General features: G+C 60.8%; 14 protein-coding genes. 3 read left to right on the forward strand and 11 right to left on the reverse strand.

Annotated features, from left to right (window positions below):
• Positions 1-64 precede the first annotated feature (64 nt).
• The 11 genes from AC1DFC_RS09270 to AC1DFC_RS09320 all read right to left on the reverse strand — a co-directional run bounded on the left by AC1DFC_RS09270 (position 65) and on the right by AC1DFC_RS09320 (position 9,388).
• Positions 65-1,483 carry a UvrD-helicase domain-containing protein gene (locus AC1DFC_RS09270; protein WP_478179043.1) on the reverse strand — a complete coding sequence of 473 codons (1,419 nt, stop codon included), beginning with the start codon at positions 1,481-1,483 and terminating at the stop codon, positions 65-67.
• Positions 1,470-3,200, reverse strand: coding sequence for an ATP-dependent nuclease (locus AC1DFC_RS09275; protein WP_478179044.1), 1,731 nt, complete (start codon positions 3,198-3,200; stop codon positions 1,470-1,472). Before AC1DFC_RS09275 ends, AC1DFC_RS09270 begins: the two co-directional genes overlap by 14 nt.
• A 107-nt stretch (positions 3,201-3,307) precedes the next feature.
• A complete protein-coding gene (acpS, locus tag AC1DFC_RS09280) occupies positions 3,308-3,721 on the reverse strand; it encodes a holo-ACP synthase (RefSeq protein WP_478179045.1) in 414 nt (137 codons plus the stop codon).
• Positions 3,722-3,758: 37 nt separating this feature from the next.
• Positions 3,759-4,007, reverse strand: a complete 249-nt coding sequence (locus tag AC1DFC_RS09285; RefSeq protein WP_478179046.1) for a hypothetical protein — start codon at positions 4,005-4,007, stop codon at positions 3,759-3,761.
• A 25-nt stretch (positions 4,008-4,032) separates the two neighbouring features.
• Positions 4,033-5,010 carry an IS5 family transposase gene (locus AC1DFC_RS09290; RefSeq protein ID WP_478179047.1) on the reverse strand — a complete coding sequence of 326 codons (978 nt, stop codon included), beginning with the start codon at positions 5,008-5,010 and terminating at the stop codon, positions 4,033-4,035.
• A 58-nt stretch (positions 5,011-5,068) separates the two neighbouring features.
• Entirely contained in the window at positions 5,069-5,845 is a 777-nt protein-coding gene (locus AC1DFC_RS09295; RefSeq protein ID WP_478179048.1) for a MazG nucleotide pyrophosphohydrolase domain-containing protein, read from the reverse strand.
• Positions 5,845-6,936 (reverse strand): nucleotide kinase domain-containing protein, encoded by a 1,092-nt coding sequence (locus tag AC1DFC_RS09300; protein ID WP_478179049.1) that lies wholly within the window; start codon positions 6,934-6,936, stop codon positions 5,845-5,847. The genes AC1DFC_RS09295 and AC1DFC_RS09300 overlap by 1 nt, the downstream gene beginning before the upstream one ends.
• Before the next feature lie 44 nt (positions 6,937-6,980).
• Positions 6,981-7,829, reverse strand: coding sequence for a thymidylate synthase (locus AC1DFC_RS09305; protein ID WP_478179050.1), 849 nt, complete (start codon positions 7,827-7,829; stop codon positions 6,981-6,983).
• Complete coding sequence (locus AC1DFC_RS09310; protein WP_478179051.1) at positions 7,822-8,712, reverse strand: ImmA/IrrE family metallo-endopeptidase; 891 nt, start codon at positions 8,710-8,712, stop codon at positions 7,822-7,824. Before AC1DFC_RS09310 ends, AC1DFC_RS09305 begins: the two co-directional genes overlap by 8 nt.
• Positions 8,709-9,077: a helix-turn-helix domain-containing protein gene (locus tag AC1DFC_RS09315; RefSeq protein ID WP_478179052.1), complete on the reverse strand. Its 369-nt coding sequence runs from the start codon at positions 9,075-9,077 to the stop codon at positions 8,709-8,711. The genes AC1DFC_RS09310 and AC1DFC_RS09315 overlap by 4 nt, the downstream gene beginning before the upstream one ends.
• Positions 9,074-9,388 carry a hypothetical protein gene (locus tag AC1DFC_RS09320; protein WP_478179053.1) on the reverse strand — a complete coding sequence of 105 codons (315 nt, stop codon included), beginning with the start codon at positions 9,386-9,388 and terminating at the stop codon, positions 9,074-9,076. Before AC1DFC_RS09320 ends, AC1DFC_RS09315 begins: the two co-directional genes overlap by 4 nt.
• Positions 9,389-9,603: 215 nt before the next feature.
• Here AC1DFC_RS09320 and AC1DFC_RS09325 point away from each other — a divergent pair, with 215 nt between their 5' ends.
• Genes AC1DFC_RS09325 through AC1DFC_RS09335 form a run of 3 tightly spaced genes read left to right on the forward strand, consistent with a single transcriptional unit; the run spans position 9,604 to position 12,076 of the window.
• Positions 9,604-10,200 carry a DUF6088 family protein gene (locus tag AC1DFC_RS09325; RefSeq protein WP_478179054.1) on the forward strand — a complete coding sequence of 199 codons (597 nt, stop codon included), beginning with the start codon at positions 9,604-9,606 and terminating at the stop codon, positions 10,198-10,200.
• Positions 10,193-11,203: a nucleotidyl transferase AbiEii/AbiGii toxin family protein gene (locus AC1DFC_RS09330; RefSeq protein ID WP_478179055.1), complete on the forward strand. Its 1,011-nt coding sequence runs from the start codon at positions 10,193-10,195 to the stop codon at positions 11,201-11,203. The genes AC1DFC_RS09325 and AC1DFC_RS09330 overlap by 8 nt, the downstream gene beginning before the upstream one ends.
• Before the next feature lie 51 nt (positions 11,204-11,254).
• Entirely contained in the window at positions 11,255-12,076 is an 822-nt protein-coding gene (locus tag AC1DFC_RS09335) for an abortive infection family protein (protein ID WP_478179056.1), read from the forward strand.
• Positions 12,077-12,148: the final 72 nt, after the last annotated feature.

Raw genomic sequence — 12,148 nt, forward strand, 5'->3', positions numbered from 1 at the left:
GGGTGTCTCTTTTGCACCGCCCGAGCTTGCGAACTTGTTCTCTCTTGCCATTTTCCCCTCCTACTTAGCCCAATATGGGGCTGGCGCTACACACAACCAGCTTCATTGATCCGCGGGTCATGGCCACATATAGATGCTGTGCGCTCATGCCCTCCGTATTCAGCACGACCGCCACTTCCGCCTCCAGCCCCTTGAGCAGCAGCGTGCTGCCGACTGCACGCTTGGGCAACGGGCGGCCCAACAACCGGTTCTCTTCCCGTACGCGCCTGGCAGCCTCCGCAAGCGGGACGTTTCCTGCCGTAGCTGCACGCAGCGCCTTGAGCACGCCGTAAAGAATGGCAGGCCGATGCACGCGCACATTCGGCATTTCGCGCAGCTCCGACAGCAGTGTTGCGGCAGCGGCGATAGACGGGGCGCGCTGGAACGCCAAGGCACTGCTCTCCGCTGCGGACGGTGGATTCCTTGCGGTTCCTCGGGCCAACGACTCCAGACGCCGTGTCAGCTCTGCGACGCCCACGTTGGTCATGACGCTTTGCGCCAGCGCCAGCAACTGCCCCATGGCCCCCGCAGACGCAACATCGAAACTGTTGCCGAAGGCGATGAGGTCTTGCAGGTCGACTGCCTCAACGGTCGAGGCCCCTGGCGTCTGGCTTGCGAAGTTCTGCTGGCTCGAACGGTTACGGCTGTCGGCGATGATCAGCACGCGCCCGTCCGCGGTGGGCGGCAGTGTCCGCGCGGCAGCCAGTCGCTGCGGGTGGTCGTTGGGCGGAATGGTCTGAACCCACGTCACATGTGCTGGTGGTCCAGTGCGCAGATCCACCGACTGACCAGCCACCAACAGGCGGCGAGCTTCCAGCAGCCATTGTCCGAGTGCTTCCGCACCAGCATTGCGCCACCGCCACGGCGTGGCCAGTTCCGCCACGACCGGGAAACGCGCGCACACTTGCTGCTCCCAGTTGGCCAAGGCGTTGCCACCGAAGCCGAAGATGCCCTGCATTGGATCGCCAAGCACGCAGGTCGGCAGGATCAGCGAGAGAAAGTAGACGAGATAGTGCTGAGGCACCGAACAGTCCTGGTACTCGTCAACAATGAGGTGCGCATAGGACGCTTTCAGTACCTCGCTGACGTGCCCGGCCTGCAACAGCTTCCAGGCGAATTCGCGTATCGCCGGGTAGTCCCGCGCAGGCGTGGCAAGCCGCAGGATGTCCGGGTCGTGACCGCTGCGACTCGGAAAGCTCGCAATCAACCGAATGGCCCAGCCGTCGATGGTGCTCAATCGATAGGCACTGTGCGGCACACCGGCACGGTCCAGCCGGCCACGAAGTGCCGCCACGCCAGCGTTCGTGTGCGTGAGCACGAGAATGGGTTTGCGACCTCCGTGCGCGGCCAGGGCGTGGGCAATCAACTGCGTCTTGCCGCACCCGGCCGGTGCCGTAACCGTGCCGCGGGCAATCGCGCGCAGGTCGATTTCAGCGGGGCCCATGGGCAGCCCACGCAGATACCAGGTCCACCAGTGCCTTGAAGCCTGGATCGCATAGCGGCAAGTCCGGCGCCACGATGGTCCTTGCGACGTCCTCCATCCAGGAGATGGACTTGAACCAACCGGCCTTACGGATGCGCGCCGCCTGCCCGAGCATGGCTCGGCTTGGCACTGACAGCGCCAGCGTGTTCTGGATTTCGTCCCAGACGGCCTGAACGGTCAGCGTGTTGTTCGAGACCGTGCGCAGGTGTTCGTGGATCAGGTCGCCATGCAGTTCGTATGCGTAGTTGATTAGCTTTTGACAAGCCGCCGGGGTAAGGCTGCCAAACAGTTCGTCCTCCAATGCGCGGCCTGCGCGGTAGGCGACGACCGCACCACCGGCCTGCAGGAATGCCTGCTCGATGGCAGGCGTAGGCTTCTTGTCGTCATCCCGTACCACCATCACCCTGTAGCCTAACGACTGGAATGCGGCCGCGCGGGCATAGGGCCGATCGGGCTCGCCACCGCCACAGTCGACCATCGCAATGCCCTGTGCTGCCAGAGACACGCCGCCATGTTCGACCCGGTGCAAATCCAGACCACGCAGGAGCCCGATCTCGCTGGCCCCTTCGCACACGATCACGGAGCCAGCCAGAAAGGCCTCGGGATAGAGGCGAATGGTGCTCTGCGTGTCGCTATCGGTGCCCACCAAGCGGGCCTCGTGACCGTGGAGACTGCGGCGCAGCACGAAAAGCTGGCCGCCCGACAACTCCCTCAGCGCCACTGGCGAATGCGTGGTGAGGAACGCTTGCAGCGGGGCCGCTTCCTTCGCCCCGAGAGAGCCGAGAAACCGAGCAATGCGGTGCGGCTCAAGGCCGTACTCCAGTTCGTCCGAAAGGACGATCGACGCTTGGCTGGCCGCCTTGCGCTGCAGACCAGCGACCAACAGGCGCGTGGACCCGACCCCGAGACTGCGAAGCGGGATGCCGCCCTCGTTGTGCAGAGAGATGGTCCCGCCGCCGAACGACACGGAATGCGAGTCGAGCAGGGCCCTCGCCTTCGCGCCAATGTAGACGCCGAGTTCCTGCGCGGTCGCGGCGACGATCCCCAGCGCTTCTCCCAATTGCTGCTCGGCCTGGTCGCCAAAGGTGCCGCGCGCATCGCGTGCAGCCTTCACGAGTGCCGCCGAAGCATCAGCGCGTTCCTCCGAGATGCGGTTCAGGACCGAGCCCCGTTGCCAGGCCAAGTTGTAGTCAGCGAGCGCACCGATCCGCGTCGGCGCCAAGGCCAGACGGTCCTTCCACGCGAGTGTCTTCACCAGCCCTTGCTGGGAGGCACGGTCGGAAATGAGAGTCCAGGATGGCTCGAGGTCGCTGGCGACGGTCAAATTAAGGCAGAGAACCACTTCTGCACCGGCGGACGGCTCGTCTTCGACGACGCCCGTGACGGCGCGATAGCCGCGCAGAAAGGCACCGAAGCTCTCCAGCGTACTCATGCTGTCATCCAGCGCGCCCAGTGTCAGCGTGATGCTGATTGGAACGGTGATGTCCAGGCCGAAAAAGTCAGCGTCGGAAATCTGGACATTGCGCCTAGCGCCCAAGCACAGATCGATCGCATCCAGAACCGTGGATTTTCCGCTGTCGCCCGTGCCGATCAGACAGTTGATGCCAGGCGATGGACACCAGGCTAATTGCTTGATGCCACGGAAGTTGGCGATCTCGATCTTTCTTATTCTTGCCATTGGGTGCCTGTTCCGCTCTAGAAATTTTTGGCGAAGAAGCACTTCTACGCACTTCTCGAATATTTCCGCAGCCTGAAAGCGGCCATGCTGCAGACAACTAGCAGTACCTACGCAGCCAAACCGATGACACTCGCTATCGCGATCGAGCTTGTGTGACTGGCGCTCACCAACCAATGGGCGATCCCCCGCTCACTCGCAATTTTCACCAATCGGCGGTGTAGCACGACAGCCGGTGCGCCGCTCCGCTGAGAAACAACCTCGACATCCGTAAAAGCGATGCCATCGCCCCAACCCGTGCCGAGTGCTTTCAGTACGGCCTCCTTGACGGCAAAGCGCGACGCAAGTCGTTCTGTTCTGTCGCCGCCCTCATCCGCGGTAGCCAATTCTGCAGTCGTGAAGTAACGATCCAAGAAGTCGCTCGCCTGTTTGTTCACGAGGCGAGCAAAATCCGCGGTGTCGACAACATCTAAGCCATGGGCCACGACATTCCGAAAACTCAAAAACTGCGTCTCATCGGTCATTCCRGGGCCTCCTGTCACTAGTTCATTCGAAAAGCCGTTAAGGCTTGTGAGCAGGCTTCCGCCGAGCGCTCTTCGGTGGACCAAGAAAGGTCAGGCTCTTCGCGTCCTGATCAACCAATATCTTCCCGCCACCAGCACTCAGAACTTGGCGCCAAACCTCGAATCCGACCAAGATTGCACGCTGCCACTCCCCTAGGGAACGTCTGATCAAGTCGTAAATTGGCTTGATGACGAGCGTGTGTGTCTGGCCCGTTGCGCTCGCAGGCTCGTCCACCGGGCATCCCATGCGTTTGAGAGCCTCTGTGGCGCATTCACGCTGCCTGCGGGCGCACCTGCCCCATCATCGCAATCAGTTTCCTTCTGGCCATCCACAGGTTCGACAGCGCAAACAGCGTGATCACATGCGCCGTGTTCTTGGCCAGTCCCTTGAACCGCACCTTCGCTAGGCCGAACTGGCGCTTGATCACGCGGAACGGGTGCTCCACCTTCGCCCGGATGCTGGCCTTCTGGAATTCCTGCTTGCGCGCTCTGGCCTTGGCCCGGCCCTCTGGCATCTTTGCCATGTCGCTGGGGCGCCCCGCAATGTGCCATTGCACATCCTGCTGCACCCGGCCCTGTGCTCCGCGATAGCCCGAGTCTGCCCACACCGCGTTTTCTTTGCCGTGCAGCAGATCGCTTACCTGCTCCACGTCCGCCTCGTTGGCGGCCGTGGTCGTCACCGTGTGCACCAGCCCCGAATCCGCGTCCACACCGATGTGCGCCTTCATCCCGAAGTGCCACTGGTTACCCTTCTTCGTCTGGTGCATCTCAGGGTCTCGTTCGCCGCTCTCGTTCTTGGTCGAACTGGGCGCCGCGATGATCGTGGCGTCCACGATGGAGCCTCTCTTCAGAAGCAACCCCTTCCTGGCCAGGTGGGCGTTGACCTGCTTGAAGATGTCCTCGGCCAGGTCGCTGGCCTCCAGCAGGTGGCGGAAGTTCAGGATCGTCGTCTCGTCGGGAATCGACTCCAGACCGAGTCCGGCGAACGTGCGCAGCGAGGCGATCTCGTACAGGGCCTCCTCCATCGCAGGGTCGCTCAGCGCGAACCAGTTTTGCATCAAGTGCACACGAAGCATCGCTTCGAGTGGATAGGGCCGGCGTCCGCGACCTGCCACCGGGTAGTGCGGTTCGATGACTTTGAGCAGCGCCCTCCAGGGCACCACCAGTTCCATCTCGGCAAGGAAAATCTCCCGGCGCGTCTTCTTCCTCTTGCCAGCGTACTCGGCATCCGAAAAACTGATCTGGCTCATCGTTGGCGATCCTTCAGCATGCGTGATCAACGTTCAGATCGGCCATCCGTGGACTTGATCAGACGTTCCCTAGCGACCGCTCACGCACTTCGAGGAGCGATGTCACGCCTTTGACCGTGCGCAGCAACTTGTAGTCCAAGTCGGTGACACCTTCGAGCCATCGATGCTCCTCCGCGTAGTCGAAAACCAGCGCCGCAACACCCTCATCCAGAACCTGGGCTCTACCGCCGTCCTGCACCTCGTCTACTTGGGGATCGCTCTTGCGCTTCCTTTTCAGAAGTTTCCGAATAACAGGCGACCAGCCGAGTACCGCGACGTAGCCCAGATGGAAGACGTCGTGAAATCGATAGCCATCCGGGTCATCGGCGTTGTCGGTCAAGTCGTCACCGATCTTCTTGCCGTTGACGCGCATCCGAATCTTCGTTCGCCCCTTGACGATGACCTCGCTGAGTTCAACTTCGAAACGTCGAGGCAACCGCTCGTTCTCGTCGAACTCGGCATCGAAAGCGAGCGCCCCTGTATCCTGCGGCCCCCAACGGTCCCGGGTCTTCTTCAGATTTGCTTGCGCGACATCGCTCAGTTTGAGATCGAATTTCGCGGCGACGTTTGCGATGTACCAGAGCAGATCGCCCAATTCTTCCGACACGCGCTCCTTGAACAGGAGATGGGAATCACCGTCTCGAAGGTGCTTCTTGTACTCGCTGAGCAGTTCGCCCGTCTCACCTGCCAGCCCGAGCAAGGGAACCACGAGATCGGTTCCTGCATCGCCACTTTTCTGTCGCGAAGGAACGCGATCGGTCTTCTGTGCTTCTTGCTGGTAGGTGTTCAAGTTCATTACGAGCTTCCTAAGTCCAAGGTTGACTGAGCAATTGACCTGTTCGCAGACTTCTCACCCTGTTTAAGGCTGGCACGGCCCAAAAGGTCTGCCTCGATCTTCGAATTGATACCCCATTTGGGTGGATACCAAGGCAGGTCCAACGGTCCGGTGGGAGAAAACTTCTGCTTGATGCGTGTCCGCCCCGAGATGCCGACCACGTCCGGATGGGCCACCCGCGCGTACTTGTCAACCTCGCAAAAGAGGTTTTGGCAATCGATCAACTGCAGCCTGCGTCCCCACAGGGATTGAAACTTGATGCCGAGCCGCTCAAACTCGCGCTCTTGGTTGTCAGCCATCAATCGGATCAGCTCTGCCTCATTGAGGCCCGCACTGTCGCTGAAACACTTCCTGAGGCCGTCGCGCGCACCAGGGCCTGGTATGACGAAATCCATTTCCGAGAAGTCGGTGACTTCGCTGTAGTTGATGTCCGTCACGAACTGGTATGCCAGAAAGTCCCCGATCGTTGGGTAGCTTCTGAGCAATTCGAACGCGGTCTGCATCTTCTTCAATTGCGCCAACTGCCCCCCAAGGTCGTCGGCCATCATGCGTTCCAGTAGGCGCAAATGGTTCTGATGCTTGGCCGTATGCCCGAAGGCAGAGCCCCCAGGCGGCATGATGTAGGCGGCCGAATAGATTCGCCCCCCTGCCCTCATCGCCTGACTCAGAACCTTGTCGTAGTGCTCGAACTTGTAGTTCTTGAAGGTAATCTCACCAAAAGTGTGTTCAAGCAACTTCCAGGTCTCGATCTTGTTGAACAACTTGAACAGCAACGTACGGAAGAGCACTTCGGACGTCGACTGTGGAAGATCATTGCGGTAGATCACATGCCTGATCAGATACTGGCTGACGCGATCCGAAGCGCGATACGCGTTCGTAAACTTGTGAACGGAGATCACCGGATCACCGGTCCACGGCGCGGGCTCGCCCTTCAGCCTCTGGCAGAACACGTTCTGCCGCTCCACTGCGAACCGCCAGTAGCTATCAAACACCGGCGTGACCTTGATCGGCAGCAGGTGCGACGCCCCCCCGGTCGGTGCTGGAGCGGCCACGGGGTCATTCTCCGAAGGCACACAGCTCTTGCTGGCTCCAACCCTCACGCTGCAATCTCTACGTCTGTCGCGAGCACATCGCCAGTGTCAGCCTCCTGATGCTTCAGAGGAAAACTCGCACGAGCCGCAGCGATCAGCGGTTGTAGGTCCAGATCAGACTTGGAGATGCGCTCGAACTTCGCGACGCCGACAACGACATTCATTCTCAAAAGCTTGGTTTTCATTTCATGGGCCATGAAGGCGCCTAGTTGGGCAATGCCAAGGTAGTTGCCATATGCCTTCACGAACAACTGCTGCGTTGCGTAGAAGGCGTTGATGACGAGTCCCTGCTTGGTCGGTTCGAAGCTGACGTGCTGAAGACAGGGAAACTGAAGCTGAGCGTCAGCTACGTGGTCTCGGGCTGGATCAAATACGCTCGCCTGAAACATCGATCTCCGCACGCCCTCCCGTCCTTCGAACTGGGAAAGGATCCATTCGAGCTGGTTGCCATCGCAAGGGCCGCGCCCGAACCCGGTCATTCGCTCGAAATAGAGACCGCGGCGGTTGTCCCGCGGATTCATCGCTTGGTAGCGAGGAAATGCATCCTTGTAGTACCGAAACAGCGCGGTGCGATCGCCCTGGGCCACCTGCCACAAGCGCTGCGGAAAGATCGTGAACGCCACATCGTCCACGCTGCGCATGCGTTTGGCCAAAAGCAGCGTATCGAGCGCCTCGCGGATGGCCGGCGTTTCCGGAATTGCACCCCGTTCATCGAAGCCAGTCACGCTCAAGATCAGGGGCGATATCTCGGGACCCGCGTGATCGACGACGTGGAGCACGGCCTTGGCCCAGGCTCGCGAAATATCAGGTTCGTCGACGAGGAGCGGGCCGATCGAATGGGGAAGCTTACTCATCTGCAGTCTCCTCAAGATGACGGAATCGAGCCAGACCAACGTACTGGCGCCGGGCGATACGGACATAGGTTGCCCACGGGGTGCCGGGTATTGCTACTCGCGTGATGCCGCACTTTGCAGCGCGAAAAAGTCGTCCGGCAGCTAGCTCCCGTTCTGGCACGAGCATTGAGGCGTCCACAACCACACCCGATGGAAGGAGCAGAAGTGCATCCTGTTCAATGTCGAGCGTCGGCGAATTCCAGTGCTGATCCGCTACCGTGAGCGGCGTGGAAACGACCTCCCCCAGCAGTTCCGTGCGGATCATCTTTGGCGTGATCCGCCCGAGGCGATCACGCTGCACCTGGTTGATCATGTTGATGCCGTAGGCGAGGTGATTCACAAGAGTCGCCTGCCCTACCCCGAAGTTGCAGGCAATGGCGTACATATCGAGGGCTGTTGCGCGGTTCGGGTCCAGGCCGCGCTTCGCAAAAGCTTCCCGCAGGCCAAGCGTTGGCATCAGGACGAAGGCCGCGAAAGCGTCAGCCAGGATCTCGTTCGGAGGGCGGTCGGCGCTATTGGCCTGATCTTCCCGCAACTCGTCGATTGTCGAGCCGTGCCCGAAAACGTGATGTCCCAGTTCATGCGCGCATGTGAAAGTTCGTCTCGCCAAAGGCCTGAGGACAGAGACATGGATGCGCGGCTTCGGCGTCCGGTCGTACATGCCCTCCATATTGATATCGTTGAAGCGCACCGCGACGTTGTGCGCCTCGCACAGACCATAGATGCAAGTGGGACTCTTGAGATCCACGCCCGCCTTCACGCGCGCCGTGATCGACGCCTGCATGCCTTGCATCACCAGGGCTTTTCGCCCCGCGGCCGACGTGTTCGAGAGCTGAGCACTCATTTGCTCTCTCCTCCCTCTTCGGCATCCGAACTGCGCATCGACGCCAGCAGCCGCAGCAGTCGATCCAGGTCGTCGGGCTTCAGCTTGCTCAATTCGCGCGCGGCAAGCTGAAGTCGCGGGTCATTCATTTCGAGCTGTTCGGCTGTTTCGCCAAGCAGCCACGAAACGGTGACATCGTAGGTCTCCGCAAATTTCACGAGTTCTTCTGCTGAAACACGGCGATTGCCGGCCTCGATCTCCGAAATCGTCGGGCGATGCATCTGCAGCAGCTTGGCCACCTGGCCCTGAGACAGGCCTGCGGCCTTTCTGGCCTCTCGCAGTCGTTCGGCGATCGCCGAACGCTGGGTGTCCGGGTTGTCCGTCATTGCCCGTTCGCTTGCTTAGGTTCAGCCACGACTTGCGCTTCTGCGAGCGCGACGACCTTTGCCACGATCTCGTCGATCGTCAGCGCGACGCAGGAATCATCCTGCCGGAAGATGTTCACGTCATTGTCGATGGTGATCCCGAGCTTCGCACCCAACATGCCAATGGCTACGGGCCAAATCTTGCTGTCGAACTTCGGCAGTTCCTCGATGGGCTTCGTCGCACCACCAAGTGGTGGGCACTCAAGTTCACTCGTCGCTTGTATGTTCTGCAGGACTTCCACCAGCGTCGCCTGAATCAGAGCAGCATCCATTTGGATCTCCATGTAAGCCATTACGGCCGGTAAGAATATCTTACCAAGCCTTTGGCATCTCCGCAAGCGGCACCGTGGACGCACAACCATGGATTGCGAGATCAGTCGCTGGGGGCGGCGTAGTGCGCACCCCGATGCTCCCATCGCTGGCCGATAGCTGACTTGAAAAGTGTCAGAAATTCCATCATACTTCTACCATCCCTAAAGTTATCGCCATGCAGACCCTCGCCAAACAAGTTTTAGAGCACGCCGCCGGGTTGCCGGAGGGCTCACCCTTGGTTGCGAAGGAGCTGTTGCATCTGGGGAACCGGGCGGCCGTGGACCAAGTCCTGTCCCGCCTCGTGCAGCGCGGCGCCCTGCTGCGCGCGGGCCGCGGCATCTATGTCCTGCCGGTCGAGAGCCGCTTCGGCTCCCGTGCGCCCTCGACAGCCAAGATGGTCGAGGGGCTGGCCAGCCAGCGCGGGGAAACCATCGTGTCGCACGGTGCATCGGCCGCCAACGCGCTGGGTCTCACCACGCAGGTACCGATGCGGGCGGTCTACCTGACGTCAGGCCCCAGCCGCCGCCTGAAGCTCGGGGCTCAGACCGTGGAATTGCGGCATGCGCCGGTGTGGCAGTTGATCTTTCCAGGCCGCGCCGCCGGTGATGTGGTGCGGGCGCTGGCATGGCTGGGGCCTGAGAAGGCCAGCGAAGCGCTGCGTGCGCTGCGCGCCAAGCTACCACCGGCCGAGTTGAAGGAAGTGGCGTCGGCACGTGCGCGACTTCCGACGTGGATGGCCCAGGAGGTCAGTGCGCTGGTGCCGCATGGCTGAGTTCTTCGAGCTCTCTGCCGGCGAACGCCTGGAGGCCCTTGTCCAGGCCGCCAACGCGTCCGGGCGTCCTCCCCACCTTCTGGAAAAAGACGTCTGGGTGGTGTGGTCCCTGCGGCACCTTTTCGCCGCGCCCTATGCGCCGCATATCGTCTTCAAGGGCGGAACATCCCTGTCCAAGGCCTACGGCGTCATTCAGCGCTTCTCCGAAGACGTGGACCTCACTTACGACATCCGCGCCATCGCTGCTGATCTGATCGGCGATGCGGGTACGCCGCTCCCAGCCAGCAAGAGCCAGGAAAAGAAGTGGAGCAAAGAGATCCGCACCCGCCTGGCCGACTGGGTGGCAGCCGAAGTTGGCCCGCGGCTCCATCATGACCTTGAGGAGCAAGGTCTACCGGCCACGGTTCGGGTCGAAGGCGACAAAGTGTTTATCGACTACGCAGCCCTGACCTCGGGAACGGGGTATGTCCCGTCGGCGGTCATGCTTGAATTCGGCGCTCGATCCACCGGCGAGCCGTCGGAATCGCGCCTCGTTCGCTGCGATGCCGCCACGCATTTGTCAGGGGTGGAGTTCCCAGAAGTGACGCCACAAGTGATGCGTGCCGAGCGAACCTTCTGGGAGAAGGCCACGGCAGTTCACGTTTTCTGCGCACAAGGCGCCTTTCGAGGTGGAGAACGATTCGCTCGACACTGGCACGACGTGACTCGGTTGGACGCCGCTGGCTTCGCCGACGCGGCGATCGCGGACAAGGCGCTCGCGAAGGCTGTGGCAGATCACAAGAGCGTATTCTTCGCCGAGAAAAGTCCGGAGGGACCGCTGATCGACTATCACGTCGCCACTTCGGGCGGCCTGCGCCTGGTTCCCGACGATGACGCCTTGGTGAAGTTGGCAGACGACTACCGGCACATGGTCGATGATGGCCTGTTCTTGGATGAGGTCGAATCCTTCGACGCCCTCCTCCATCAATGTCGCGCGATTCAAGAGAAGGCGAATGCGGCATGAGGCGTGGCCGATCGGTCATCCTAGACGCCGTCGATGTACAGCGGACATACCATGGCCGCCATCTCTTCCATTGAACGGCGCAAGCTGGAGCGGCTGTTCCGCATGGGCAGCGGTTATGTGCTCAATTTCTCGGACCGGACTTTCAGCGAGTTCTTTGAAGAGCACACTCGCCGCGATATCGATGCTGCGGTCTACCGCGAACGCGGAACCTCCAAGGCCAACCGGCTGCGCGGATTCTGGACGGTCGAAGGCAATCACCTGGTCGGCAAAGTCATCCAGGCGCTGATCCTGTATGGGCAGGCTGAAGACTGCCTGCCCGACGAGCCCGGATTGACGGACTTGACCATGGACTGCTGGAACCTCGGTGAACGCATGCTGCGGGACACGCCGGTGGCCGAACTGGATGCCCTCACGGCCACCGCCGACGAGCGCGATTTCGAGACCGTGGCGCAACATGTGCGCGAAGCGATTGAAAAAAACCAACCTGAAGCCGCCCTGGATCGCCTGCACACCTTCGTCATCAAGTACCTGCGCACCGTGTGCGCGCATCGCGGTGTCGAGATCAATCGCGACAAGGCGCTGCACAGCATCTTCGGCGAGTACGTGAAGCGCTTGCGCGACGCCGGGCTGCTCGAATCGCTGATGACGGAACGCATCCTGAAGTCCAGCATCTCCGTGCTGGAAGCCTTCAACGATGTGCGCAACAACAAGAGCCTGGCGCACGACAACCCGATCCTCAACTATGAGGAAAGCCTGCTCATCTTCAACCATGTGGCCAGCTCGGTGCGCTTCATCAAATCTCTCGAGGCCAGGGCCAAGTCAACGACTTCCTCCCAAACGACTGCAGACTTCGCCGACGATGCACCGTTCTAGCTGTTCAGAACACGGTCAAATTTACTGTGCAGCAAACATGCAAAAAAAACGAAGAGACCTATCCGAAGAAGC

It is taken from the genome of Variovorax sp. 10L421 (genome assembly GCF_056395365.1).